Origin of the sequence: Streptomyces ferrugineus (genome assembly GCF_015160855.1) — a bacterium.
GTDB lineage: Bacteria > Actinomycetota > Actinomycetes > Streptomycetales > Streptomycetaceae > Streptomyces > Streptomyces ferrugineus.
The window spans coordinates 4,470,300-4,495,985 of sequence record NZ_CP063373.1 but is presented as its reverse complement, the minus strand read 5'-3'; the positions used below and the strand labels follow the sequence as shown (position 1 = coordinate 4,495,985).

26 protein-coding genes are annotated in these 25,686 nt (G+C 71.1%); 13 read left to right on the top strand and 13 right to left on the bottom strand.

The window, feature by feature from the left end; all coding sequences use genetic code 11:
• Positions 1–329 precede the first annotated feature (329 nt).
• Both IM697_RS20530 and IM697_RS20525 read left to right on the top strand, forming a co-directional pair.
• Entirely contained in the window at positions 330–968 is a 639-nt protein-coding gene (locus tag IM697_RS20530) for a LysE family transporter (protein ID WP_194049160.1), read from the top strand.
• Between the two features lie 68 nt (positions 969–1,036).
• Positions 1,037–1,486 (top strand): nitroreductase family deazaflavin-dependent oxidoreductase, encoded by a 450-nt coding sequence (locus IM697_RS20525; protein WP_194049159.1) that lies wholly within the window; start codon positions 1,037–1,039, stop codon positions 1,484–1,486.
• Positions 1,487–1,615: 129 nt separating this feature from the next.
• Here IM697_RS20525 and IM697_RS20520 read toward each other — a convergent pair whose 3' ends face one another.
• Complete coding sequence (locus IM697_RS20520) at positions 1,616–2,587, bottom strand: cation diffusion facilitator family transporter (RefSeq protein WP_194049158.1); 972 nt, start codon at positions 2,585–2,587, stop codon at positions 1,616–1,618.
• 124 nt (positions 2,588–2,711) lie between these two features.
• On the opposite strand from IM697_RS20520, the gene IM697_RS20515 reads away from it, so the two are divergent.
• Both IM697_RS20515 and IM697_RS20510 read left to right on the top strand, forming a co-directional pair.
• Positions 2,712–3,725 carry a glutathione S-transferase family protein gene (locus tag IM697_RS20515; RefSeq protein ID WP_194049157.1) on the top strand — a complete coding sequence of 338 codons (1,014 nt, stop codon included), beginning with the start codon at positions 2,712–2,714 and terminating at the stop codon, positions 3,723–3,725.
• Positions 3,726–3,749: 24 nt separating this feature from the next.
• Positions 3,750–4,058, top strand: coding sequence for a DUF4235 domain-containing protein (locus IM697_RS20510; RefSeq protein ID WP_194049156.1), 309 nt, complete (start codon positions 3,750–3,752; stop codon positions 4,056–4,058).
• 75 nt (positions 4,059–4,133) lie between these two features.
• On the opposite strand, the gene IM697_RS20505 is transcribed toward IM697_RS20510, so the two are convergent.
• Positions 4,134–4,526, bottom strand: a complete 393-nt coding sequence (locus tag IM697_RS20505; RefSeq protein WP_194049155.1) for a VOC family protein — start codon at positions 4,524–4,526, stop codon at positions 4,134–4,136.
• A 134-nt stretch (positions 4,527–4,660) separates the two neighbouring features.
• Positions 4,661–5,497 carry a TetR/AcrR family transcriptional regulator gene (locus IM697_RS20500; protein WP_228044790.1) on the bottom strand — a complete coding sequence of 279 codons (837 nt, stop codon included), beginning with the start codon at positions 5,495–5,497 and terminating at the stop codon, positions 4,661–4,663.
• A 125-nt stretch (positions 5,498–5,622) separates the two neighbouring features.
• Here IM697_RS20500 and IM697_RS20495 point away from each other — a divergent pair, with 125 nt between their 5' ends.
• The 3 genes from IM697_RS20495 (at position 5,623) to IM697_RS20485 (ending at position 10,848) form a co-directional block, all read left to right on the top strand.
• Positions 5,623–7,128, top strand: a complete 1,506-nt coding sequence (locus IM697_RS20495) for an APC family permease (RefSeq protein ID WP_194049154.1) — start codon at positions 5,623–5,625, stop codon at positions 7,126–7,128.
• Positions 7,129–7,148: 20 nt separating this feature from the next.
• Positions 7,149–8,783 (top strand): amidohydrolase, encoded by a 1,635-nt coding sequence (locus IM697_RS20490; protein ID WP_194049153.1) that lies wholly within the window; start codon positions 7,149–7,151, stop codon positions 8,781–8,783.
• 334 nt (positions 8,784–9,117) lie between these two features.
• On the top strand, positions 9,118–10,848 hold the full coding sequence (locus tag IM697_RS20485) for a hypothetical protein (protein WP_228044788.1): 1,731 nt from the start codon (positions 9,118–9,120) through the stop codon (positions 10,846–10,848).
• A gap of 75 nt (positions 10,849–10,923) precedes the next feature.
• Here the strand turns inward: IM697_RS20485 and IM697_RS20480 are convergent, their stop codons facing one another.
• From IM697_RS20480 to IM697_RS20455, 6 genes are all read right to left on the bottom strand, one after another.
• Positions 10,924–12,168 (bottom strand): cytochrome P450, encoded by a 1,245-nt coding sequence (locus tag IM697_RS20480; RefSeq protein ID WP_194049152.1) that lies wholly within the window; start codon positions 12,166–12,168, stop codon positions 10,924–10,926.
• Entirely contained in the window at positions 12,165–12,770 is a 606-nt protein-coding gene (locus IM697_RS20475) for a GTP-binding protein (protein WP_194049151.1), read from the bottom strand. Before IM697_RS20475 ends, IM697_RS20480 begins: the two co-directional genes overlap by 4 nt.
• The gene (locus tag IM697_RS20470) at positions 12,751–13,122 is read right to left on the bottom strand and encodes a DUF742 domain-containing protein (RefSeq protein WP_194049150.1); all 372 of its coding nucleotides are present in this window, start codon (positions 13,120–13,122) and stop codon (positions 12,751–12,753) included. Before IM697_RS20470 ends, IM697_RS20475 begins: the two co-directional genes overlap by 20 nt.
• On the bottom strand, positions 13,119–13,529 hold the full coding sequence (locus IM697_RS20465; protein ID WP_190070208.1) for a roadblock/LC7 domain-containing protein: 411 nt from the start codon (positions 13,527–13,529) through the stop codon (positions 13,119–13,121). Before IM697_RS20465 ends, IM697_RS20470 begins: the two co-directional genes overlap by 4 nt.
• A gap of 3 nt (positions 13,530–13,532) precedes the next feature.
• Positions 13,533–15,260 carry an ATP-binding protein gene (locus tag IM697_RS20460; RefSeq protein ID WP_194049149.1) on the bottom strand — a complete coding sequence of 576 codons (1,728 nt, stop codon included), beginning with the start codon at positions 15,258–15,260 and terminating at the stop codon, positions 13,533–13,535.
• Positions 15,261–15,474: 214 nt separating this feature from the next.
• Entirely contained in the window at positions 15,475–16,434 is a 960-nt protein-coding gene (locus IM697_RS20455; protein ID WP_194049148.1) for a GlxA family transcriptional regulator, read from the bottom strand.
• Positions 16,435–16,505: 71 nt separating this feature from the next.
• Between IM697_RS20455 and IM697_RS20450 the strand changes: the two genes are divergently transcribed.
• The gene (locus tag IM697_RS20450) at positions 16,506–17,456 is read left to right on the top strand and encodes an NADP-dependent oxidoreductase (RefSeq protein ID WP_194049147.1); all 951 of its coding nucleotides are present in this window, start codon (positions 16,506–16,508) and stop codon (positions 17,454–17,456) included.
• A 1-nt stretch (position 17,457) separates the two neighbouring features.
• Here IM697_RS20450 and IM697_RS20445 read toward each other — a convergent pair whose 3' ends face one another.
• Complete coding sequence (locus tag IM697_RS20445) at positions 17,458–18,564, bottom strand: NAD(P)-dependent alcohol dehydrogenase (RefSeq protein WP_194049146.1); 1,107 nt, start codon at positions 18,562–18,564, stop codon at positions 17,458–17,460.
• Positions 18,565–18,587: 23 nt separating this feature from the next.
• Positions 18,588–20,039 (bottom strand): aldehyde dehydrogenase family protein, encoded by a 1,452-nt coding sequence (locus IM697_RS20440; RefSeq protein WP_194049145.1) that lies wholly within the window; start codon positions 20,037–20,039, stop codon positions 18,588–18,590.
• A gap of 103 nt (positions 20,040–20,142) precedes the next feature.
• On the opposite strand from IM697_RS20440, the gene IM697_RS20435 reads away from it, so the two are divergent.
• Both IM697_RS20435 and IM697_RS20430 read left to right on the top strand, forming a co-directional pair.
• On the top strand, positions 20,143–20,580 hold the full coding sequence (locus tag IM697_RS20435; RefSeq protein WP_194049144.1) for a MarR family winged helix-turn-helix transcriptional regulator: 438 nt from the start codon (positions 20,143–20,145) through the stop codon (positions 20,578–20,580).
• A 168-nt stretch (positions 20,581–20,748) separates the two neighbouring features.
• A complete protein-coding gene (locus IM697_RS20430; RefSeq protein WP_194049143.1) occupies positions 20,749–21,129 on the top strand; it encodes an anti-sigma factor antagonist in 381 nt (126 codons plus the stop codon).
• A gap of 9 nt (positions 21,130–21,138) precedes the next feature.
• Here IM697_RS20430 and IM697_RS20425 read toward each other — a convergent pair whose 3' ends face one another.
• Positions 21,139–22,092 carry a ribose-phosphate diphosphokinase gene (locus IM697_RS20425; protein WP_194049142.1) on the bottom strand — a complete coding sequence of 318 codons (954 nt, stop codon included), beginning with the start codon at positions 22,090–22,092 and terminating at the stop codon, positions 21,139–21,141.
• Between the two features lie 186 nt (positions 22,093–22,278).
• Here IM697_RS20425 and IM697_RS20420 point away from each other — a divergent pair, with 186 nt between their 5' ends.
• Together IM697_RS20420 and IM697_RS20415 are read left to right on the top strand one after the other, a co-directional pair.
• A complete protein-coding gene (locus IM697_RS20420) occupies positions 22,279–22,941 on the top strand; it encodes a DUF4230 domain-containing protein (protein WP_194049141.1) in 663 nt (220 codons plus the stop codon).
• 401 nt (positions 22,942–23,342) lie between these two features.
• Positions 23,343–23,798, top strand: a complete 456-nt coding sequence (locus IM697_RS20415; RefSeq protein WP_194049785.1) for a VanZ family protein — start codon at positions 23,343–23,345, stop codon at positions 23,796–23,798.
• Here IM697_RS20415 and IM697_RS20410 read toward each other — a convergent pair.
• The gene (locus IM697_RS20410) at positions 23,795–24,571 is read right to left on the bottom strand and encodes a sulfite exporter TauE/SafE family protein (protein ID WP_194049140.1); all 777 of its coding nucleotides are present in this window, start codon (positions 24,569–24,571) and stop codon (positions 23,795–23,797) included. The genes IM697_RS20415 and IM697_RS20410 overlap by 4 nt on opposite strands.
• 218 nt (positions 24,572–24,789) lie before the next feature.
• Here IM697_RS20410 and IM697_RS20405 point away from each other — a divergent pair, with 218 nt between their 5' ends.
• Entirely contained in the window at positions 24,790–25,632 is an 843-nt protein-coding gene (locus IM697_RS20405; protein ID WP_194049139.1) for a glycoside hydrolase family 16 protein, read from the top strand.
• Positions 25,633–25,686: the final 54 nt, after the last annotated feature.

The following is a 25,686-nucleotide window of genomic DNA, read 5'->3' as shown; positions in this document are numbered from 1 at the left end:
GGAAGACCTCGCAGACGAAGGGTGCGTCGTGCCGATCTTCATTAGATGCCCGAGGCATCTAGAAGGCGACGCCAAGTTCGGCCAGATCAGGCGCGGGGGCGATCTGGCCGGGGATCGTCGCACACGGCTTCGGCTCGACGGTGGCCGAGGGGCCCCGCGGTGCGGTCGGACCGGTGCTCGGGCGGAATTCGATTGCCGACCCACCGTCACCGGCGCCAGAATCCAGCCATGCCTACGACCATCGCCTCGCTGCCGCCGACCGTCGCCGTTCCCGCGGTGCGGTCCCAGCAGCAGCCCGGCCGACCGTGGAGGCCCACGCTTCCCACGTCGTGACCGCCGCGCTCGTCGCGGGGCTGCTCGCGGGCTACGGCATCGCCGTCCCGGTCGGCGCGGTCGCGACCTATCTGGTCTCCCTCACCGCTCGTACGTCCCTGCGGACCGGGGTCTGCGCCGCGCTCGGTGTCGCGACCGCCGACGGGCTCTACGCACTCGTGGCCACCGTCGGCGGCTCGGCACTGGCCGGCGCGCTGCGTCCGGCGCTGGTGCCGCTGCGCTGGGCCTCCGCCCTGGTGCTGGCGGCCCTCGCGGTACGGGGCGCGATCACCGCCGTACGGCACTACCGCGAACACCGGCTCACCACCCGCTCCACTCCCCCGCCCCCGAGCCCGGCGCGCGCCTACCTGGCCCTCCTGGGCATCACGCTGCTCAATCCGACCACCGTGATCTACTTCGCGGCCCTGGTCCTCGGCACCCGCGCCACGGACGCCGTATCGCCCCTGGAACAGGGGGTGTTCGTGCTGGCCGCGTTCGCCGCGTCGGCGAGCTGGCAGTTGCTGCTGGCCGGGGGCGGGGCGCTGCTGAGACGGGTGCTGACGGGGCACCGGGGGCGGTTGGTGACGGCGCTGGTGTCGAGCGGCGTGATCCTTGCGCTGGCCGTGCGGATGACGGCGTGGCCATGGGCAGGATGAATCTCGCGCATGCCACTGTTGAACGACGGTGTCAGTCAGCACCAGGACACGACGATGGGACCGATGTCATGCCTCTTGAGGGCGAGTACGAGCCCAGCCCGACCAAGTGGGTACGCGACCAGGTGGAGTTGTACGAGAGCTCCGGCGGCACCGAGGGGACGACCCTCATGAACACCGGGATGCCGGTCATCCTGCTCACGACCCGGGGCGCCAGGAGCGGCAAGATCCGCAAGACGCCGCTGATGCGCGTCGAGCACGAGGGCCGCTATGCCGCCGTGGCCTCGCTGGGCGGGGCGCCCAAGCACCCGGTCTGGTACCACAACGTCAAGGCCGACCCCCATGTGGAACTGCGGGACGGGACGGTGACGCGGGACATGAAGGCCCGCGAGGTCACCGGCGCGGAGAAGGACGAGTGGTGGGAGCGTGCCGTCGCGGCGTATCCGCCGTACGCGGACTACCAGAGGAAGACGGACCGGGTCATCCCGCTGTTCGTGCTGGAGCCCTTCGGCGAGGACTGACCGGGTTCCCGGGGGACTCCGGTCGGTCGAAGGCGTGCCGTCGGCGGGTCGTCGCTTCCGGCCGTCCGGGCTTGCGAAAATTTTGTTCTGCCCGCACGCATGAACCCGCGTTCGCCGGGCACACGTGCGTCAGGCCCCGCCGCGTTCCCCCGTCGCGGCGGGGCTTCCCCGTGCCTCCCGGGCGGAGCGCTCGGTCACGTCGAGGAAGATCTGGTCCGCCTCGGCGACGGTGCGGCCGATGGACCGTTTGATGCGGACGGCGACCTCCTCGACCTGTTCGCTGTCGAGGCCGGGCACCAGGTCGACGCGGGCCGCCACCAGGGCCGTGTCCAGTCCGGTCTTCATCGTGAACAGCGCCTCCACGCTGTCGATCTCGGGCTGTGCCGCCAGCAGCGCACGGATGCGGGCGTCGGCCTCGGGGTCGGCGGCCTGTCCGATCAACCGGTCGCGGGCGTCGCGGCCCAGCCGGTAGGCGACGTACACCAGCAGCGCGCCGATGGCGAACGAGGCGGACGCCTCCCACTCGATGCGCCCGGTGGCCATGTGCAGCGCCATGCCCGCGAAGGCGAGACTCACGCCCAGCACGGCCGTGGCGTCCTCGGCGACGACCGTGCGCAGGGCCGGATCACGCAGCCCTTTCGCGATGCCGCCCTGCCGGCGCACCTGGTGCAGCGCCCGTACCAGTGACACGCCCTCGGCGAGCAGGGCGACACCGAGGACGGTCATCCCCGCCACATAGCCGCTGAACTTCTCCTCGGCGCCGCCGCTCAGTGCCTCGAAGCCCTGGAAGAAGGAGAAGCAGCCGCCCATCACGAAGATGCCGACGGCCGCGAGCAGGGACCAGAAGAAGCGCTCCTTGCCGTAGCCGAAAGGGTGGCGGGAGTCGGCGGGGCGGCGGCTGCGGCGCAGGGCGGCCAGCAGGAAGACCTCGTTCATGCTGTCGGCGACGGAGTGCGCGGCCTCCGACAGCAGCGCGGGCGAGTGGGCGATCAGGCCGCCGACCGCCTTGGCGACGGCGATGACGAGGTTGGCCGTGAGAGCCACCAGGACGGTGACACGGGTCCTGCGATCCGTCTTCGGCGCCTTGTTCGTCCCGCTCATTCAACTCCGACTGCCCCGATCGGTGCCGCTCACACCGTGCCGTCGGCGGGAAACGGGGGACTCGGTGGGATCGGGAACCCGGTATCCGACCGGGGCCCGGCGCACGGCAGAGAGGAGCACGGCCATGAGCGGCGGGGGCAACACCGCCTATGGGAAGAAGTCGTTCCAGCGGTCGAAGGCCCACTTCACGGACCGGATCACGGCGGACGGACGGGACGGCTGGCCGGTGGCGTCCGGCCGCTACCGTCTGGTGGTCAGCCGTGCCTGTCCGTGGGCGAGCCGGGCGCTGGTGTCCCGGCGGTTGCTCGGCCTGGAGGAGGCGCTGTCGCTGGCGGTCGCCGACCCGATCCAGGACGACCGCAGCTGGCGGTTCACGCTGGACCCGGGCGACCGCGACCCGGTGCTCGGCATCCGGTTCCTCAGCGAGGCCTACGACCGGCGGGAGACCGACTACCCGGGCGGGGTCAGCGTGCCCGCGGTGGTGGACGTGCCCAGCGGCAGGCTGGTCACCAACGACTACCAGCGCATCACGCTCGACCTGGCCACCGAGTGGACGGCGCTGCACCGCGAGGGCGCGCCCGATCTCTACCCCGAGGCGCTGCGGGACGAGATCGACGCCGTGATGGCGGATGTCTTCGAGGACGTGAACAACGGTGTGTACCGGGCGGGCTTCGCCACCGGGCAGCAGGAGTACGAGGGGGCGTGCGCCCGGCTGTTCCGGCGGCTGGAGCTGCTGACCGACCGGCTGGCCGGGCAGCGCTATCTGGTCGGCGACACGATCACCGAGGCGGACATCCGGCTGTTCACCACGCTGGTCCGTTTCGACGCCGTCTATCACGGCCACTTCAAGTGCAACCGCTGGAAGTTGACGGAGAACCGGGTCCTGTGGGCGTACGTCCGTGACCTCTACCAGACGCCGGGATTCGGTGACACCGTCGACTTCGACCACATCAAGCGGCACTACTACCAGGTGCACAGCGGCATCAACCCGACCGGCATCGTGCCCCTCGGGCCGGATCTGGCGGGCTGGCTGACGCCGCACCACCGTGCGGAGCTGGGCGGCAGGCCGTTCGGCGACGGGACACCGCCCGGGCCGGTGCCCGAGGCCGAGCGGGTTCCGGCGCGCGGACGGCCCTGACCGACGAAGGAGGCGCAGGCACACATGGCCAGGAACAAGCAGAAGAAGCCGAAACTCCCCCTTGCCTACAAGCCGTTGGGATTCGCGCTGGGCTGGGCGAGCGGGGCGCTGGCGGGGCTCGCCTTCCGCAAGACCTGGATGGCGATACGGCACGAGGAGGACGCCCCCGACGCCCTGGACCGCGACCGTGGCTGGGGCGAGATCCTGCTGGCGGCGGCGGTACAGGGCGCCCTGTTCGCCATGGCCCGCAGCCTGGCGGACCGCACGGGCGCGAAGGCGATCGAACGCTCGACGGGGGTGTGGCCGGTCGCCGACAAGGGCGGACGCGACTGAGCACGCCCGTCTGCGCCGCCCACCCGGGCGGGTCCGGCGCTCACCGTGACCCGCCCGACGCTCACCCCCGTGGCCTCAACCCTGCTTCGGTGTCGCGGCAACCGTGCGCCGCAGGGTGAAGGAGTGGCCGGACGGGTCGGCGTAGCCGCGTTCCTCGTAGGGGCCCGGTGCTTCCTTCGCCTCGACGGGGCGGCCGCCCAGGCCGACGATCTTGCGTTCCGCCGCGTCCAGGTCCTCGACGGCGAAGTCCAGGTGGGCCTGGAGGGAGTTCTCGGGGCGCGGCCAGCTCGGCGGGGTCGCGTTCATGTCGCGGCGGAACGCCAGCCGGGTCCCGTCGGCGCCCCTGATCTCGATGCGGTTGGCGGTGACGTCCGTTCGCTCGCCTTCCAGCAGTTCCGTGTAGAACACCGCGAGCTTCTCGGGCTCGGCGCAGTCGAGCACCACGAAGCCCGCTTTCACCAGTGGCATGGTTCCTCCGCAGGGTCCGGGGCGCGGGACGGCCCTGTCCCGCGCCCTGTACCCCCACGGGTGTCCCCGTCGGGCGCTTTCAGTCCGCCACCAGCCACTTCCCGTCCCGCATCAGCTCCCGCCCGTCCAGTTCGTCAGCCTCGCGCCAGGCCTGCACCCGGGTCGGGCCGACGCCGAGGCGCGTTGTGCCGGTCGCCTTCGGGTCGCGGCCCGTAGGGCCGCTCGCCGACGTGGCCGGCAGCAGCGGCGGTCGGTTCCCGGGTCCGGGACCGGATTTCCGCCAGCCGGGCCCCGGCCGCGCCGAGCAGCAGGTCCAGGGCCGCCGGGTAGGAGCTGCGTGGCATGTCCGCCACGAGATGGCGGGCCGTGGCGGCGATGTTCGGATGGGTGTCGGCCGGCAGCCGCGCGTACGTCGACCGCCACACCGCCGCCTCGGCCGCCCGCGCGGCCTCCGGCATCGCCGCGCTCGCCGAGTCGAGGGCGCCGTGGGCGAGGGCCTGGTCGACGAAGGCGTGGTAGATCCGCACCGCCTCGGCGTCCGGGAACCCGGCCCCGCGCAGCACGCCGAGGATCGTCTCGACGGCCTGGATCTCGTGCGCCCGCCCCGTCACCCGGTACGAGCTGAGCAGTGCCGCCCGGGGCTGCGCGAGGGCTCCCGCGTGCATGCGCAGCCCGAGATCGCGCAGGTCGGCACGCCAGTCGCCGGTGGGACGCCAGGTGCGCAGGGTGCGGCCGATCAGTTCGTCGGCGATGGCGAGCATCAGGTCGTCGGTGTGCCGGAAGTACCGGTACAGCGAACTGGGGTCGGCGCCGAGGGCACGGCCGAGGCGGCGCACCGAGAGGGCGTCGGCGCCGTGCTCCTCGATGAGTCTGAGGGCGGTCTCGACGATCAGTTCCTCGGACAGGACGACGCCTTGTTTGGTGGGGCGCCTGCGCTGCCGGGCGGCGGGCGGGACGACGCGCTCGCTCATGGTCTGCCTCCCTCTGGCCGGTGCCCAGCACCTTATGACAACGCCGTTGACCTGTTAACCCCTCGGGCAGTTTCATGTCCGCTCATCGGGGCCGCCCAGGCCCCCGGTGCGAGCGGAGAGCGGCCATGTCCGACCAGCAGCCCTACATCGTCGACCCTCCCGCGCGGCCCGCGCTGCGCAAGTCCCTCGGCGTCCTGGACGGTGTCGCCATCGCCGCGTCCAGCACGGCCGCGACCACCAGCATCGGCATCGGCCTCGGCGTCACCGCGGGCGTCGTCGGGCTGCATCTGCCGGCGATCATGCTGCTGGCGTTCCTGCCGGTCCTGGGCATCGCGGGCGCCTACTCCCGGCTCAACAAGGTCGAGCCGAACGCGGGCAACGGCTATGTGTGGGTGGGCCGTTCGCTCACCCCGTGGCTCGGCTTCATGGTGGGCTGGGTGAACATCGTGGCCGTGGTGGCGTTCCTCGCGTACACCACGGCGGTCACCGGCTCGGCCCTGATCCAGCTCGCGGGCGACGCCGGGCTGCACCGGGTGGGCGGCCTCGCGCTGGACCCGGGTTCGACCGCGCAGACGACGGCCGTCGGCATCCTGGTCCTGGTCGCGGTCACGCTCACCGCCGTGACCGGCATCCGCACCGCCGCGCGCCTCCAGGCCGGGCTGCTGGTCTTCGAGTACGTGGTCCTGCTGGGCTTTTGCGGATACGGCATCGTCACCGGCCCGCACGACTTCAGCCTGAGCTGGTTCGACCCGTTCGCGATCCCGTCGCCGACCGCGCTCGCCCAGGGCCTGCTGCTGTCGGTGTTCTGCTACTGGGGCTTCGAGTCCGCGTTCAGCGTCAACGAGGAGGTGCGCGACCCGCGCGACGCCTCCCGGGCCGGGCTCACCACCCTGTTCACCATGCTGGGACTGTTCCTGCTCGGCTCCATCGCCTTCCAACGCGTGCTGTCCGAGGAGGAGTTGGTCGGCCACGGCGCCGAGGGTCTGGCCTTCTTCGGCGAACGGCTCGCCTCCCAGCCGTGGGCGGCGCTGCCCCTGATCGCCCTGATGTTCTCGGCGGTCGCCTCACTGCAGGCCGGGGTGATTCCGACGGCCCGGGCGATGTTCGCGATGAGCCGGGACCGTACGCTCGGGCCGGTGTGGTCCAAGGTCAGCCCCCGGTACGGGACTCCGGCCGCCGGCACGGTGCTGATCGGGGCGCTGGCCTCGGTGTTCGCGGCGCTGGCGCTGGTCATCCCGCGGCTCGCCGACATGATCATGGCGACGGTGTCCGCCGTGGGCATCGTGGTCGCCCTGTCGTACGCGCTCACGGCGCTGGCGGCCGCCGTGCGGTTCCGGGCCCTGCTGCGCGAGGACCTGTGGCAGGGAGTGCGGGCGGTGGTGCTGCCCACGCTGAGCGCGGCCGCTCTGCTCGGCCTCGGCGGTTACCTCGGCTGGTCCTTCTACACCTCCGCCGACCACTTCGAAGTCAGCGCGGACAACGGGTGGTTCCTGCTCTTCACTCCCCTGGCGATGATCGCGTCCGGCTTCGTGGCCGCCGCGTGGGCCAGATGGGTGCGCAGGTCGCCGTACTTCCACACGGGTGCCGGCACCGACGCCGACGCGCCCCAGCTGCTCGCCACCTCCCGATGACCCCGACCAGGAAACGGACCATGCACGCAGACCTTCTCCTCACCGGCGGCCCCGTCCTCACCCCCGAGGGCCGCACCGCGACCGCCGTGGCCGTCACCGGCGACCGCATCACGGCCGTAGGGCGTCAGGAGGTGCACGAACTCGCCGGGCCGCGGACCGAGGTGGTGGACCTCGCCGGGCGGCTGCTGCTGCCCGGGTTCCAGGACGCGCACGTGCATCCGGTGCCGGCCGGCCTGGAGCTCGCCCAGTGCGACCTGACCGGTGCGCGGACGGCGGACGAGACCCTCGCGGCGGTGCGGGCGTACGCCGACGCGCACCCCGAACGGGAGTGGATCACCGGTGGCGGCTGGTCGATGGAGGCCTTCGCGGGCGGTACGCCGACGAGGGAGCTGCTGGACGCGGTGGTGCCCGACCGGCCGGTGTATCTGCCCAACCGTGACCATCACGGCGCCTGGGTCAACAGCCGGGCCCTCGCGCTCGCCGGCATCACGCGCGACACGCCCGACCCGGCCGACGGGCGGATCGACCGGGACGGCTCCGGTGAGCCGAGCGGAACCTTGCAGGAGGGGGCGATGCGGCTCGTGGGACGGCTCACCCCGCCCGCCACTCGGGCCGACCGGGTGGCGGCCCTGCTGCACGCCCAGCGGCATCTGCACGCGCTCGGCATCACGGCCTGGCAGGACGCCCTGGTCGGGGAGTTCCTCGGCATGGACGACCCGTCCGAGGCGTATCTGGCGGCCGCGCGGGACGGCTCGCTCACCGCGCGTGTCGTCGGCGCGCTGTGGTGGGACCGCGAGCGCGGCGCCGAGCAGATTCCCGAACTGGTCGAGCGGCGGGCGGCGTCGAGCCACGGCCGGTTTCGCGCGGGCAGCGTCAAGCTGATGCTGGACGGCGTCGCCGAGACCGGCACGGCGGCGCTGCTGGAGCCGTACCTCGACCAGTGCGGCTGCGCCACGGCCAACCGGGGCACCAGCTTCCTCGACCCGGAGCAACTGCCCAAGTACGTGACCGAGTTGGACGCGCTCGGCTTCCAGTGCCACTTCCACGCGCTGGGCGACCGGGCCGTACGGGACGCGCTGGACGCGATCGAGGCCGCGCGGGACGCGAACGGACCGAGCGACACGCGGCCCCACCTGGCCCATCTCCAGGTCGTCCAGCCCGCCGACGTGCCGCGCTTCGCCCGGCTCGGGGCCGTCGCGAACATCCAGCCGCTGTGGGCCGCGCACGAACCGCAGATGGACGAGCTGACGATCCCCTTCCTGGGTCCCGAACGGGCCGCGTGGCAGTACCCGTTCGGCGCGCTGCTGCGCTCCGGCGCCCGGCTCGCGGCGGGCAGCGACTGGCCGGTGAGCAGCCCCGATCCGCTGCACGGCATCCATGTGGCGGTCAACCGGGTGGCGCCGGGCGGCGGCGACACGCCGGTGTTCCTGCCCGGTGAACGGATCGGACTCGCCGAGGCGTTCGCCGCCTACACGGCGGGCTCGGCGTATGTGAACCACCTCGACGACACGGGCGTGGTGCGGGCGGGGGCACTGGCGGATCTCGTCGTCCTCGACCGCGATCCGTTCGACGGGCCGGCGGAGGCGATCAGCGACACGCGGGTCGCGCAGACGTATGTGGGGGGCGCGCGAGTATACGCAGCTCAAGAGGCATAAGCAGTAACGGACATCACGGTGAGGTCACGCGTAGATCATTTAGGCTCTGGGAAGCCTCACACCGCTTCTCGGTTCAACTTTCGGCCATAGAAGCTGAGTTCGAGTGCACGGGTGGCCATTTCGGCCACCCGTTTGCAGGGCGGGGGACCCTGTCTCGCCGTCTCCCGGAAGGAAGCGCATGCCTCAGGACGTCACGTTCGACCTCCCCTCCGACGCCCCCGTCAGCAGACATCCGGAGTACACCCCGAAGCTCCCCGGTCCTCCGTAGAGATCACACGGGGGAACCCACGCGATCGATTCGGTTGTCATGGCCGCAACTTGATGGGAGACCGGTGTGAAATCTCGAGTCGTAGACGCTGTCCCGAAGGCGTCCGCCGACAGTCTGCTTCCGGGGCAGCCAAGCGCCCAACTCCAGCCCACGGAGGCGGGGAACGCCCTGGCCCGCCTCATGGCGGAACGCGTCAAGGGGAGTACGGAGGAGTACCGGAGGTACCAGAGCGCCGTTCAACAGCGGCTGGACGCGTTGGGATCCCGCCACGCCGCCACCACGCTGCAGGTGGAGGGAGCCTTCCGGCTGGCGCAGCCCGCGTTCCTCCCACCCGACGAGGAGGGCTACGCCAGGTTGCGGCACCTCGACGCCGGCCTGCGCATGATCGAAGCGGCCTTCCCCCAAGTCAGCACCGATGTCGAGGTCTGCCGACTGACCTGCACGATGCTGGAAGGGGCCTGGAGGAGCCGGGCACTGACCCCGCCGCGCGAGGAGGAGCAGACCGACGTCTGCGACTGTCCACTGTGCCTTCGGCTGCCCACGCCCCCCGCGCGCACGCTGGACGACTACCGCTGGCGGCAGAGCGCCGGCCGTCCCCTCACCGTCAAGAACTGGCCGAACCGCCCGGAACTCGACAGCGTCCTGACCGGTGGCTGGTCCTGGACCCGGCAGATGAACGACCTCGAGCGGGACCTTGGCCACCGCCACCGCTTCGAGGACGACATCCTCGTCTTCCACGAATACAAACGCGTGATCGACACCATCGATACGACGCGCCTCACCCAACACGTCGAAGAACGCCTGGCCGAGAACTTCAGCACCAACAGCGCACGGGCCCTGGTCTCCGGGCTCTTCGCGGCCCACAAGCGATCCGTCGACGAGTACTGGCTCCAACAGCACCACGCGGGCGGCGTCGTGCTCCCCCAGACCAACCCGCTCAGCCAGAGCACCTACTCACTCCTGCAGATGCTGGACTGCCTGTTCTGGCACGTCGCCCCCGACACCGAACTCTGGCAGGAGGAAAACCTCGCCTCCCTGCTGCTGTGCCGCGCCATCGACGACATGGCCGACGTACGAGCCGACGCCCTCACCGGCGAGATCAGCAACTTCTGGCTCGCCGACATGCCCACCCACACCAAGGCGCTCTACTCCGCGTGCGCCATAGCCCTCGTGAAGTACGGCTGCACCCCCGAGGCGCACAGCCCGATGTGGAACACCTGGCTGATGACCACCACCATCGTCTGGATGGGACTCACCGGCCGTCACGCTCTGTGGTTCGACGGCATCACCCCGGGCCTCCCCCCGGCCGAGGACTGCCCTCTTTGCGACCTGCAGCCCAACCCCTGCACCGGCATCCTCACCCACGGCACCACCCTCACCATCGCCCCGCGGCCCACCGCACCGGCACTGAGCCCCCGGGCCGCCGAGCTGTCCGCCCGCTGCCGAGTCCAACACCCCGGGCCATGGCCCCTCTTCGACGCCGAGCTCCATGCCTTCGAAGCACTGCACGGCCCCTGGCACGGCAACATCGACAGCGCATGGGAGATCCTGCGCCGCACTTACATCGCCGCGGTGGAGGCATCCAGCGCCGCACCGTCGCCGGCCCGCGCTCGTCAGGTCCAACAGGACGCGGGCGTAGTCGGGTCCGAGAAATTTCACACCCTGCACGACCCTCGGACCGGGAGGGAAGACACCGCACTGCTCGCCTACATGTTCGGCTGCGCCCACCCGCATTTCCTCTGGAACGCCACGGGATACCGGCCCACGGGCGTCACAGGCGACTGGCTCGACGGCTGACGCCTCGATCCCGCGGGAGGGGGTGCGCAGACGGCGCCGCCCGGCCGGAGGTCCGGCCGGGCGGCGGTGTTGGGGTCAGACGGAGAACTCGACCGGCAGGGTGTCCAGCCGGGACTCCCACGTGGACGCCGTCGAGCTGAGCTCCTCCGCCGGCACGGCCAGGCGCAGCCCCGGCAGCCGGTGCAGCAGGACGTCCACGGCGACCTCGATGATGGCCAGGCCGATGCCCTGCCCGGGGCACTCGTGCGGACCGGAGCTGAAGGCCAGGTGCGAGCCGTTGCCCTGGACGGACACCCCGTCCGGCCGGACCTCGGGGTCGACGTTGCCCGCCGCGAGGCCCATGACGAGCAGGTCGCCCTCCTGGATCTGGTGGCCGCCCAACTCCAGGTCGGCGGTGGCGAACCGCCCCGGCAGGACCGCGAGCGGCGGGGTGTTCCACATGATCTCCTCCACCACGGCGGAGACGGTCAGCTCGCCGCTGACGAGGCCGGAGAGCCGGGAGGCGTCGGTGAGGATCTTCTGCAGGACGCGGGCCAGCAGGTTGCTGGTCGTGGTGTGCGCGGCGATCAGCACCAGACGCAGATGGCTGACCACCTCGTCCTCGTCGAGCCCGGCTTCGTGCTCCAGCAGCGCCGTGGCGAAGTCGGAACCGGGTTCGGCCCGCTTGCGCTCGGCGAGTTCGCCGAGGATCTGCATGATGCGGTCGTTGTGCGCGATCGCGTCCTCGCCACCCTTGAACACCTGGGCGGAGGACTCGACGAGTTGCCGCCCCTCCCCCTGCGGCAGCCCGAGGATACGGGTGAGGACGAGCATCGGCAGATACTCGGCGTAGTCGGCCACCAGGTCGGCGCGCCCGGCGTCGGCGAAGGCGTCGATCTGCTTGTGGGCGAAGTGCGTGGCGTGCCGCCGGACCCCCCGGTCGGCGGCGGCCTGGAGCCCGTCGGTGACCGCGCCACGCAGTCGACGGTGCGGTTCGCCGTCCTGGGACACACAGTCCGGGCGCCACGCGACCATCGGGACCAGCGGGGAGTCGTCCGCTATGCGGCCCTCCCGCCAGTCCCGCCAGATCCGCGCGTCCCGACTGAACTGGCGGGGGTTGTCCAGCACCCGCCGGTTGTCGCGGTAGCCCAGGAGGAGCCAGGCCGGGACGTCGCCCTCCAGCAGCACCGGGGCCACGGAGCCGTGCTCCTTGCGCAGCCGCTCGTAGATACCGCCCGGGTCGGTCGCCGCCTCCGGCCCGAACAGCCGGGTGACCTCGGTCCCGTGGCCGAAGGGGCAACCGCGGGGCGCTTCGGGATCGTTTAAGGGCTGGGCGTTCATCGGGACTCCAGTGCGACGGCCGAGCGTTCCTGAAGATGACGGATCAGCGCGACGAGTACGTCACGGCTGGAGGCCCGGTCGCGGGCGTCGCAGGCCACGACCGGGATGTGCGCGGAGATGTCCAGCGCGTCCCGGATCTCCTCGACCGGATAGTCCTTGGAGTCGGGGAAGACGTTCAGCGCGACGACGAACGGCACGTTCTGCCGCTCCATCTCCTCGATCGCCCGGAAGCTGGAGGCGAGGCGGCGGGTGTCCACCAGCACGACCGCGCCGAGCGCGCCCTTGAACAGGCCGTTCCACAGGAACCAGAAGCGCTCCTGGCCGGGGGTGCCGAACAGGTACAGCATCAGGCTCTCGTTGAGGCTGATCTTGCCGAAGTCCAGGCTGACGGTGGTCTCCGTCTTGTCGGTGACGCCGATGAGGTGGTCGACGCCGGCGCTGGCCTGGGTGAGGGTCTCCTCGGTGGTGAGCGGCTTGATGTCGCTGACCGAGCGGACCATGGTGGTCTTCCCGGTACCGAATCCGCCGGCGATCATCACCTTCACCGAGCGGGTGCCCCCGGCACCGGGCCCGCCGGGCTGGTCAAAGCCTTTCAAGTCCACTGAGTACCTCCTCAAGGAGCGCGAGGTCGGGCCCGCGCCCGGCGGCCTGCGCCGGGATGGGATCACGGGCTTGGACACGGCCTGCCTCCAGCAGATCCGTCAGGAGCACCGCGAGAATGTTGAAGGGCAATCCGAGGTGGGCGCCGAGTTCGGCCACCGACAGCGGATCGCGGCAGCGCCGGAGGATCTCCTCGTACTCGTGCTGCATCCCCGGTACCGGGGCGGTGCGGGAGACGATGAGGGTCGCCACGTCGAGGCTCGACGCCGAACCGCCCGGTCCGCTGCGCCCCCGGGTGAGGACGTAGTAGCGCTCGAGACCGGACGGGTCCGTGGGCCGGCGGGGAGCACTCATCCAGAGTGCTCCTCCAGGCGCGGAGTGGTGCCGAGCAACTCGCCCATCCTGCGCGCCAGGTCCCTCATCTGATGGCCGAGCAGGCCCTGGTCGAGGCCTTCCCGGGCGAGGACGCCGAGATAGGTCTCCACCCCGGCGCGCACGACGAAGAGGTGGCCGCCGTCGACCTCGATCATCGCCAGCCTGAGCTGCCCCGCGTACTTGGGGAACTGCTCGGCGACCGGCTGGGCCAGCGCCTGCAGTCCGGCCACCACGGCGGCGAAGCGGTCCACGTCGTCGGGGTCCTCGGCACCGTAGGCGGTGATGGCCTTGCCGTCACTGGAGGCCACGAGGGCGAAGTTGATCTCCTGAATGCTCTCCACCAGGTCGCGGAGCGCCCAGCTCACGTCGGTTCCCTGCTGCGTCATGGACTAGTCGCTCTCTTCGGTGCGGTGCTGCTCGGTGGACTCGCGGCCATCGGCCGGCGCCTCGTCCTCGCCGGCCTCGCGGCCCGCGGTGGCGAAGGCGGCCAGGCCGGCGAAGGACGCGTCGGGCGGAACGGCGGCGACGGACGTCGTCTCCTCGCTCTGCTCCGGGCGCTCGGCCGGCTCGTGGCGCGCCCCCTCGTGCCGCTTGCTGCGGCGCCGGGGCAGGCCACCGGGCGTGGTGTCCACGGCGTCGGCGGTGTCGGCCGGGGCCGTCTCGACGACGACCGGCTCGCGGGCCGGTGCGGCGGTGTCGGCCGGTGCCGTCGGGGCGGCCGGCGCCGACGTGGCGGAGGCGGCCGCGGGCAGCGGGCTGAAGTACTTGTGCGGGACCACTACCACCACCGAGGTGCCGAGCCACGGCGAGTCCGCGAAGGTGACGCGGATGCCGTACCGGCGGGCCAGGATGCCGACGACGCGCAGACCGATGTTCGCGTCCTCCGAGATGCCACCGAGACCCGCGCCGGGCGCGGTGCCGGCCAGGGCGTGCTCGGCATCGCGCTTCTTCTCCTCGTTCAGGCCCTTGCCGGAGTCCTGGATCTCGATGCCGACGCCGTTCGGGACCTCCTTGCCGGAGACGAGCACCGGCTCGGTGGGCGGCGAGTAGCGGGCGGCGTTGTCGAGGAGGTGGGCGAAGATCAGCGTCAGATGGTCCACCAGGCCGCCGTCGACGCCGAGTTCGGGCAGATGGCGTACGTCGATCCGGTGGAAGTCCTTGATCCGGCCGATGCCGCCGCGGACCACGCTGAGCAGGCGCTGCGGCTCCTGCCACTGGCGGCCGGGGCGGTCCGAGCCGCCGAGGACGCTGATGCTGGCGGCCAGACAGTCGGCGGGGCCGATCGCCTGGTCGAGCTCCATCAGGCCACGGGCGACGGCGGGCAGCCGGCCGTGCTCGCCCTGGAGATCGTGCAGTCGGCCGCGGAGCTTGCTGGTCAGGACGTGGATACGGTTGCCGATGCCGACCACGGCCTGCTCGGCGGAGGTGGAGCGGTTGAACTCCTCCTCGACCCCGATCAGCGAGGTGCGCAGCACCTTGCGCAGGTTGGCCTGGAGTTCGGCGCTGACCTTGGCGCACTGGTTGACGGTCGGCAGGACGTCGTCGATGGCCTCGCCCTCGCGCAGTCGGCGCAGCGCGTCGGGGAGCTGCTCGTCGGCGAGCCGGGCGACGGCGGACAGTTGGTGGGTGAGCTGCTCCTGCCAGACCTCGGCCTGGTCGGCGAGCTGGGCCTCGTAGGACTTGGCCTGCGCGGCGATGCGCTCCTCGTAGGAGCCGCTCTCCTCGGCGAGACGCTCCTCGTACGCGCGGCCCTGCTCGGCCAGTTGGGCCTCATAGGCGCCGGACTGCTCGGCGAGGCGGCCCTCCAGGGCGGCGCGGTCGGCGCTGAACTTCCGCTCCAGGCCCGCCACGTGCTGCTGCCACTGCTGGGAGTGCTCGGCCTGCGAGGCGCGGAAGTCGCTCTCGGCCCGGCGCAACTGCGCCCGGGTGCGGAGCAGGAGGCGTACGCACACGGAGCCGGCGGTGGTGGCCGCGACACCGGCGACGGCGGCGGTTATTCGCTCCGAGCTCATGAACGTGGCGGCAACGGTCCCACCTCCTAAAGCCAGTGGCATGAGCCACCAGCTGTACCAGGCGACAGGGGGCCGCGCCGCCGGCGGCGGTGTGGCGAGTTCCATCTGCATCCTTCGAGGCGACGATCGAACAAGGGGGGGTGTGCTGGGCGATCGCACTCATGAGTACGCATCGCGAGATGACCGATCGCGACCGAGTCAACTCGCAGCGCCGGATGGGAGCTTATCGGGTTTGAACCCGAAAGGATCAACCTCGGGCCTTGGCGGAAGTGAGTATTCCGTCACGGTCAGCCAGGGAGGCGAAAATCGACAAATACTCTTACTGACCAGCACGGTGGAACGTGCGGCGGTACGCCTGCGGCGACACCCCGATCGCGGCGTGCAGGTGCTGGCGCAGGGAGGTGCCCGTGGCGAAGCCGACCTGGCCGGCGATCCGGTCCACCGACAGGTCGCTGGACTCCAGCAGATGCCGGGCGCGCGCGACCCGCTGCTGGATCAGCCAGCGGCCGGGGCTGAGCCCGACCTCGTCGTGGAAGCGGCGGGCGAAGGTGCGCAGGCTCATCCGGGCGTGGCCGGCGAGATCGGTCAGGGTGAGGGGTTCGGCGAGGTGCTCCAGGGCCCAGGCGCGGGTGGCCGCGGTGCTCGCGGCTCCGCTGTCCGGGACCGGCTGCTCGATGTACTGGGCCTGGCCGCCGTCCCGGAAGGGCGGCACGACGCAGCGCCGGGCGACCGCGTTGGCCAGTTCGCTGCCGTGGTCGGTGCGGACGATGTGCAGGCACACGTCGACGCCCGCGGCGGCTCCGGCCGAGGTGAGGATCCGGCCGTCCTGGACGAAGAGGACGTCCGGGTCCAGGTCCACAAGCGGATACCGGCGCCGCAGCGCTTCCGTCGTCTGCCAGTGCGTGGTGGCCCTACGGCCGTCCAGCAGGCCCGCCGCGGCGAGGACGAAGGCGGCGGTGCAGATCGACACGATGCGCGCGTCCGGCCGGATCAGCGCGAGTGCGTCGGCCACCTCGGCGGACAGCTCCGTGGGGATGTACGGCGGAGCGATGGAGGCGACGACCACGGTGTCGGCCGTGGCGAGGATCTGCGGACCGTGCTGGACGCCGATGGTGAAGTCCGCGTTGCTGTGCACCGGCCGGCCGTCGACGCTGCACGTCAGCACCTCGTACCGGCCGTCGGCCGCGCCGAGGATCCGGCTGGGGATGCCCAGCTCGAAGGGGTAGACGCCGTCCAGGGCGAGCACCACGACCCGTTCCCCATGCACCTGATCACGCATGGCACGATCCTATCGAAGGTTGGCAATCGTGCCATTTTCCTGGGCGGCGGCTCCGGGCAGGCTGATCCACCATGAGCACTGTGAACACGATGCGAGCCATCGGCCAGGACGTCCTCGGCGGTCCCGAGGTCCTGAAGGAAGTGGAGCTGGAGCGCCCGGCGCCGCGCGCGAACGAGGTGCTGGTCCGCGTGCGCGCCGCGGGCGTCAACCCGACCGACTGGAAGCACCGCGCCACCGGCGGCTTCCTGGGCGAGCCGCCCTTCGTCCTGGGCTGGGACGTCTCCGGCGTGGTCGAGGCGGTGGGCATCGGCGTGGCCCGGTTCAAGGTCGGCGACGAGGTCTTCGGGATGCTGTCCTACCCGTTCGGCCACGGCTCGCACGCCGAGTACGTCACCGCGCCGGCCCGCGCCTTCGCGCACAAGCCGGCCTCGATCGACCACACGCAGGCGGGCGCGCTGCCGCTGGTCTCGCTGACCGCGTGGCAGGCGCTGGTCGAGTACGCCGACCTCCGGCCGGGACAGCGGGTGCTGATCCACGCGGCGGCCGGCGGCGTCGGGCATGTGGCCGTGCAGATCGCCAAGGCGCGGGGCGCGTATGTGATCGGCACCGCGAGCGCGGGCAAGCACGACTTCCTGCGGGAGATCGGAGTCGACGAGGCGATCGACTACCGGGAGACGGACTTCGCCGAGGCCGTGAAGGACGTCGACGTCGTCCTGGACACGCTCGGCGGCGACACCTCCACACGCTCGCTGCGCGTGCTGCGCCCGGGCGGCATCGTCGTCTCGATCCTGCCGGGCGGTTCGGACGAGTTCTACGTGGCGGCCGAGCGGCTCGGTGTGCGGGCGCTGCGGATGCTCGTGGACGCCTCGCACAGCGGGATGAAGGCGATCGCGGAGCTGGTGGAGGCGGGGAAGCTGCGCCCCACGATCGCCGGCACCTTCCCGTTGGCCGATGCCGCCGAGGCACATGCGCTCGGCGACACCGGCCGGACCACGGGGAAGCTGGTCCTGACGGTCGGCTGAGTCAGAACGTGAGCACGGGCTTGATCGCCTTGCCCGCGCCCATGTCCCGCACCGCCTGGTCGATGTCCGCGAACGGATAGCTGCTGATCAGGCGGTGCAGCGGCAGCCGCCCGTCCTTCACCAGCTCGACGAGGGCCGGGATGAAGGCCTGTGTCTCGGCGTCGCCCAGGGTGAGGCCGACGACCCGCTTGCCGCCGAGCAGGCCGTTGACGTCCAGGGCGACCTCGGTGCCGAACGGCGGGGCGCCCACCACCACGAGGGTGCCGCGCAGGGCGAGGGCGTCGACGCCCTGGCGCAGTACGCCGACGTTGCCCGTGGTCTCCACGACGCCGTCGGCGCCCTGACCGCCGGTGATCACGGCGAGCGCGTCACCGAGGTCGGCCTCGCTCGCGTTGACGGTGTGGGTGGCGCCCAACTCCTTGGCCAGCGACAGGCGTTCGCCGACGCGGTCGACGGCGATGATCGTGGTCGCCGGGGTGAGGGCGGCCGCCATGACGGCCGACAGTCCCACCGCCCCGGCGCCGAGGACGACGACCGTGCTGCCGGTCGCCGGCTTCAGCACGTTCCACACGGCGCCGACCCCGGTCTGCACCCCGCAGCCCAGCGGGGCGATCGAGACGAGCGGGACGTCCGGGTCGACCTTCACCAGGCTGCGTTCGTCCACCAGCGCCCGCTCGGCGAAGGACGACTGGCCGAAGAAGTGCCCGCCGAGCTCCTCGCCGCCCCGGCTGATGGTGCTGGTGCCGTCGGCCCGCCGCCCGCCGATGAGGTTCAGCGGCAGCCAGGTCGCGCAGTACGCGGGGTGCCCGCCCCGGCAGCTTCGGCAGTCGCCGCAGGAGGTGAAGGACAGCACGACATGGTCGCCGGGCGCGACGCCGGTCACGGACGGGCCGACTGCCTCGACGACGCCCGCGCCCTCATGGCCGAGTACGCCGGGGAGCGGGAAGGGCAGTCCGCCGCTCGCCACGCCGAGGTCCGTGTGGCACAGGCCGGTCGCGACCATGCGGACGACGGCCTCGTACGGTCCGGGTTCGTCGAGCTCGACCTCGGAGAGGGTGAACGGGGCTCCGCCGGACTCGACGACGGCGGCACGGGTGGGGATGGTCATCGGGTTTCTCCTTGGCGGTGCGCTCAGTCGAGCGAGACGACGACGGACTTGGTCGCGGTGTAGGCGTCGAGCGCCTCGGGCCCGTACTCGCGACCGAAGCCGGAGTCCTTGACGCCGCCGAAGGGCACCGCGGGGTCGAGCATCGCCCAGTCGTTGACCCAGACGATGCCGGCGTCCAGCCGGTCGGCGACGCGGTGGGCGCGGGCCAGATTGCCGGTCTGGACACCCGAGGCCAGTCCGTACGGGGTGGAGTTGGCCAGCTCGACGGCCTCGTCCTCGGAGTCGAAGGGCTGGACGGTGAGGACCGGGCCGAAGATCTCCTCCTGGATCACCCGGGAGTCGTTCGCCAGCTCGGCGATCACGGTGGGCTTGTAGTAATAGCCGCCGTCCAGGTCGAGGCGCTCACCGCCGCAGACGATGCGGCCGCCGTCCTTGCGGGCCAGTTCGACGTACTCCTCGACCTTGCGCAGGTGCCGCTCCCCCGCCATCGGGCCGACGACGGTCTCGGGCTTGGCCGGGTCGCCGACCGGGACGCCGGGCACGGCGTCGGCGAGGATGCCGAGCAGTGTGCTGTAGACCTGGCGGGCCACCAGCAGCCGCGGTGCGCCCATGCAGAACTGCCCGGTGTTGAAGACGAATCCCTTGATGATCGCGCCGACAGCCTTCTCCAGGTCGGCGTCCTCGAAGATGACGTGGGCCGCGTTGCCGCCGAGTTCCATGGTGACCGGCTTGAGCGCCTCGCCGGCGATGGCCGCGACCTTCCGGCCGACCGCGGTCGATCCGGTGAAGGCGACCTTGTCGACCCCGGGGTGCCGCAGCAGCGCCTCGCCGGCCGCGGGTCCGCCGGTGACGACGTTGACCACGCCGTCGGGGACACCGGCGCGCTTGAACAGGTCGGCCATGAACAGGGCGCTGAGCGGGGTCTCCTCGGCCGGCTTGTGCACCACCGTGTTGCCGACCGCGAGCGCCGGGGCGATCTTCGAGCCGGCCAGGATCAGCGGGAAGTTGTACGGCGTGATGGCCGCGACCACGCCGAGCGGCCGGCGCCGTACGTAGGCGAGGGCGTTCATGGGGGTGTCGCGGACCGCGCCGTCCAGGGCGTGGGCGAGGGCGGCGTAGTGCTCGAAGTCGTTGGCGGCGTTGGTGACGTCGACGGCGTGGGCGAGCGTGATCGGCTTGCCGACGTCACGGCTCTCCAGCTCGGCGACGGTGTCGGCGTTCTCCCTGATCAGCTCGGCGACGCGGTGCAGGACCCTGCCGCGCTCGCGGCCGCTCAGCCCGGACCAGGCGCCGTCGTCGAAGGCCTCCCGCGCGGCGCGCACGGCCGCGTCCACGTCGGCGGCACCGGCGTCCGCGACGGTGGTGAGGACCGTGCCGCGGGACGGGTCGACCACCTCGGTGCGGGATCCGTCGGCGGCCTCGCGCCACCGGCCCCCGATGAACAGTCGACCGGGTTCGATCTCGAAGGTGGTCATCGCCACTCCTCAGCCTCATCGCCAAGATTTCAACCAACAGGTTTCCTGTTGTTCCGCAGTCTCTTTACAGACAGGATTCCTGTCAATGCTCTAGGCTGAACTCATGCTCGACGCCCAGGCAACCAAGGCACCGCCGTCACTTCTCTACATGGTGAAGCAGGTGGAGCTCGTCGTGCGCTCCCACCTCGACGAGCTGGTCAAGCCGTCCGGGATCACGGCACTGCAGTACACCGCGCTCACCGTGCTGGAGAGACACGACGGACTGTCGGCCGCACAGCTCGCGCGCGACTCCTTCGTCACGGCGCAGTCGATCGCCGATCTGGTACGCAGCCTGGAGACCCGTGGGCTCGTCCGCCGGGAGCGCAATCCGCGCAATCGCCGGGAGCTGCTGATCCTGCTGACCGACGCGGGGCGCGAGCTGCTGACGCGGCACGCGGGGCCGATACGGGAGCTGGAGGCGCGGATGGTGCGGGACCTCACGGCCCATCAGACCGAGCAGTTCCGTCAGGCGCTGTCCAGGGCCTGGCACGCGCTGTCGTAGTCACGCGGGGTCGTGGTCACATCCCGTACATCGCGCGAAGCATCTGTCGCAATTCAAAGACATATGTCAATCGAACATGCTCAGATTCGCTCGATCGAGGGTAACTTGCAGTGCGGGGACTGGATTTGAGCACCCGCCGCAAGTGAACAGGTTGGAGGCGATGTCGTCGTGCAGCAGGATCCTGCGCCGTTCAGCCGGCATCTGCGCGTCCACCGGCACCGGGACCACACGGTGCTGGAGTTCCTCGGTGAGATCGACATCGCGGCCGCGGTGGAGATAACCCCCTACCTGGACCGGGTGACGGCGCGCCCCGAGGCGCGGATCGTGATCGACCTGCGGAGCATCGAGTTCTTCGACTGCTCGGGGCTGCGGCTGCTGTACCGGGCGCTCATCCGGACGCACGACCACGGCGGGCAGCTTCACCTGGTCTGCACCCACCCGCTGACCCTGCGCGTACTGCGGATCACCGGCCTGAACCGGCTGCTGCCCCCGCATCCGACGCCGGACGCGGCCCTGGGTCAGTCCGAGGCCACGTCCGGCACGTTGTGAAACTCCCGCCTACGCGGTTCCCGGCGCGTCGAACAGGGCGCTGACGGACTCCCCGTTGTGAATACGGCGCACCGCCTCGGCGAGCGCCGGTCCGATGGACAGCACGCGCAGCTTCTCGGTGCGCTCCTCCGCCGGAATCGGCACCGTGTTGGTGCACACGATCTCCAGTACGTCCGGCTGCTCGCCGATCCGCTTCAGCGCACCGGCCGCGAACAGACCGTGCGTACAGGCCACCCGGATCGAGCGCGGCCCCAACTCCCGCAGCCGGTCCAGGAGTTCGAGCACCGTGCTGCCCTTGGCTATCTCGTCGTCCAGGACGATGACATCCCGTCCGGCCACCTCGCCGATCACGGAGCTGATGCTGACCCGGTCGTCCGCGAACCGCTGCTTGGCGCCGGCGGCCACCTGGGCGCCGATCAGCCGTGCGAAGGCGGCGGCCTCCTTGGCGTTGCCGAGGTCCGGCGAGACGACCGTCGTTCGGCTCAGGTCGTACTGCCGGAAGTGCGCGGCCAGTTCGCGCAGCGCGTGCAGGTGGTCGACCGGCACCGTGAAGAAGCCGTGCACCTGGGGCGCGTGCAGGGTCATGGCGAGGACACGGCTCGCACCGGCCGACACCATCAGGTCGGCGACGAGCCGGCCGCCGAGGGAGATGCGGGGCGCGTCCTTCTTGTCGGAGCGGGCGTAGGAGTAGTGCGGCATGACAATCGTGATCCGGCGCGCGGAGGCGCCGCGCGCGGCGTCGCACATCAGCAGCAGCTCGACCAGGTGCTCCTGGACCGGCCGGACCAGGGGCTGGATCAGGAAGACGTCCCGTTCCCGGCAGTTGGCCTGGAGCTGCACCTCCAGGCAGTCGTTGGCGAACCGGCTGACCCGGGTCGGGCTGAGCGGTACCCCGAGGTGGGCGCAGACCTCCGCCGCCAGTTCGGGGTGGGCACTGCCGCTGAACACGGCGATCTCTGGCACGTTCCGCTCCTCGCATGATCAATCCGGGTGGCGGGTTCATGCTACTGACGAGTGCAGCCGCGTCATCTGTCCCTCCCGCCACTCGATCGTCCCGGGGGTGAAGTCGAGGGATGGCAATCGGTCAACAGACAGGTCCGGCAAGGGGTTTGGGGGTACTTCGAACAGTAGGGAAGGAGGAACGTCGACATGACGACTTCCATCAAGCGCATCAACAAGCGCATGCCCGGCTGGGCGAAGGTGGTGAGCGCCCTGGTTGTGGTGCTCGTCGTCTTCTTCGCCGGGATCCGGCTGAGCGTGCTCCCCGGTCTGAAGGACCTGTTCGGCACCGAGACCAACGACCGTTCGGGTCCCGCACTGCTCCAGTCCATCCAGGACATCAGCCGTTACGACGCGGCCTCCGGCAACTTCCAGATCGTCGTGGATCTGGAAAAGGACGCCAAGTTCCTGCCCGACGCCATCCGCGGCAGCCGCACGCTGTACGTCGGCGCCGGCACCGTGGACGCCTATGTCGACCTCGGAAAGGTCGGCGACGACGACGTCACGGTCAATGACGACCGTACGTCCGCCACGCTCCGTCTGCCGCACGCCGCCCTGGGCAAGCCGTCCCTCGACCCCGACCGCTCCTACGCCGTCTCCAAGCAGCGCGGTCTGCTCGACCGCATCGGCGACCTCTTCTCGGACAACCCGAACAGCGAACAGGCCGTGCAGAAGCTGGCGGTCCGGCACATCGGCGACGCCGCCGAGAAGAGCGGGCTGACCGCACGCGCGGAGACCAACACCACCGACATGCTCAAGGGGCTCCTGCACTCCCTCGGCTTCAAGGAGGTGAAGGTGACCTACGCGACCTGACCGCTCACCGCAGCGGCCCCGGCCGGGTCACCGGAGGGGTCGCTGCCGGTCGGCCACGCGGCGGCATCGCCTCGCGGCACCGGGGTAATCCCCTTACTACAAAGGGAAGTTGAAGACTGGAGGATCGCATGGCCCGTGGAACCTCACGTTCGCGCGCCGCGTTGCACCCCGGCACTCCCAAATCCACAGGCACCACCAAGTCGTCCGCAGGGGGCGGTAAGGCCGCAGGCGGCGGCAAATCCGCCAAGGGCGCGAAGCCGGCGGGCGGTGGTGCCCAGCCGAAGGGCTCCGGCAAGTCGAAGGGGTCCGCCAAGTCGAAGGGATCCGCCAAGTCGAAGGGATCCGCCGAGTCGAAGGGATCCGCCAAGTCCGGGCGCACCCCGCGACCCGGGCGAAGTCCGCTGCGCCTTCTCGCCCGTCTGCTGGCGATGCTGTGCGCCTTCGCGTTCATGGTCGCCTTCGCCGTCGTCCTGGCGAGGCTGACCCTGCAGCCCTCACCCGCGTCGGAGGCCCTGACGCACACCAACCTGCATCCGGGCCGCTCACTGCGGGCCTATCTGGACCAGCCCGAACTGCGTGACGCCGTCCGGCAGATCGGCGGCAATCTGCTGCTGGGAGTGCCGTTCGGCATCCTGGTCCCGGTCCTCGCCCCGAAGACCCGCGGTGTCCTGCGGGTCCTGCTGCTGACGGCGACCGTGATGCTCCTGGTCGAGTTCGCACAGGGAGCGCTGGTCACCGGGCGCGCCTTCGACATCGACGACGTCATCCTCAACACCTCCGGAGCCCTGGTCGGCTACCTCCTGCTGGGACGGCGGCTGAGCCGCGCGGTGCACGCCCGGAAGCCCCGCTCCTCCTAGCGCAGCACCAGTTGGACGATGGCCACCGTGCCGACCACGACGATGAACGCGCGCAGCCAGGCGGGCGGCAGCCGACGGCCCAGGGTGGCTCCGAGATGGCCGCCGGCCGCCGACCCGATCGCCAGGAGCAGCACAGCCGTCCAGTCGAACTCGGCGACGACGAGGAAGAACAGCGCGGCGACGGAGTTGACCACGGCGACGAGCACGTTCTTGACCGCGGTGAGGCGTTGCAGGCCGTCGTCGAGGAGCATGCCCATCAGGGCGACGTAGATGATGCCCTGGGCGGCCGAGAAGTAGCCGCCGTACACGCTGGCCAGGGTCAGTCCGGCGAGCAGCGGGACGCCGCCGTCGGGGCGGGCGGATCCGCCCTCGCGCGCCCTGCGGTCGCGCAGCCTCCTGCTGATCAGCGGCTGGAGGACGACCAGCACGAGGGCGAGGCCGACCAGGACCGGAACGATGCGTTCGAACGCCGAGGCGGGCAGGGCCAGCAGCAGCGTCGCCCCGGTGAGCCCGCCGAGGACGGCGCCGGCGCCCCACTTCAGGATGCGCCGGCGCTGGCCGCTCAGTTCGCGCCGGTAGCCGATGGCGCCGCTGATCGAGCCGGGGATCAGGCCGAGCGCGTTGGAGACCGTGGCGGTGACGGGCGGCAGGCCGGTCGCGAGCAGGACCGGGAACGTGATGAGCGTCCCCGAGCCGACCACGGCGTTGACGGCGCCGGCGGCCGTCCCCGCGCCCAGGACGGCGAGCAGCTCACCGATGTGTGCGGCGTTCATGGCGAGAAGCCTAGGAATCCAACAGTTCGGCGGCGGACGAAGAGTGCCCACGGGCATGCGCCGACTCCGCCTCCGACGAGCACCGCTCAACCGCTGGTCCGTACCAAGGTATTGACGCCTCCTTACCTCACTCCTTAAATCAAGTGTGCGACACCTTCACCCCCCACCTCGGTCGGCGCACCCGTCCATCGGGTCGCCGCCGTACGGAAGGAAGCGCGATGGCCTCCCCACGCCTGCCCCGCACCGCCCTGCTCGCCACCCTGTCGGCCGTCCTGGTCGCGTCCGCCGCGATCGGCCCGGCGCAGGCGGAGCAGCCCGACGCCTCGGCGGCGGTGACGTTCTCCGACACCTTCGACGGGCCCGCGGGCGCCGCGGTCGACTCCTCGAAGTGGCAGATCGAGACCGGCGACAACGTCAACAACCACGAGCGGCAGTACTACACCTCGGGCAACAAGAACGCGGCCCTGGACGGCCAGGGCCACCTGGTGATCACCGCACGGAAGGAGAACCCGGCCAACTACCAGTGCTGGTACGGCACTTGCGAGTACACCTCGGCCCGGCTGAACACCGCCGGGAAGTTCACCGCCCAGTACGGGCACATCGAGGCACGGATCAAGGTGCCGCGCGGACAGGGCATGTGGCCGGCGTTCTGGATGCTGGGCACACCGGTCAACTGGCCGGACTCGGGCGAGATCGACATCATGGAGAACGTCGGCTTCGAGCCCTCGACCGTGCACGGCACCCTGCACGGCCCCGGCTACTCGGGCTCGGGCGGCATAGGCGCCGCGTACTCCCTCCCCAACGGGCAGGCCTTCGCCGACGCCTTCCACACCTTCGCCGTCGACTGGGCGCCCGACTCCATCACCTGGTCCGTGGACGGCGACGTCTACCAGCGGCGCACCCCCGCCGACCTGGGCGGCAGGCAGTGGGTCTTCAACAAGCCGTTCTTCCTGATCCTGAACCTCGCGGTGGGCGGCTACTGGCCCGGCGACCCGGACGGCTCCACCGTGTTCCCGCAGCAACTGGTGGTGGACCACGTCTCGGTGACGACCGGCGAGTAGTTCCCCCGACGGCGCACCCGTGCGGCCCCACCGCTGCGACGGCACGGCCGTCCA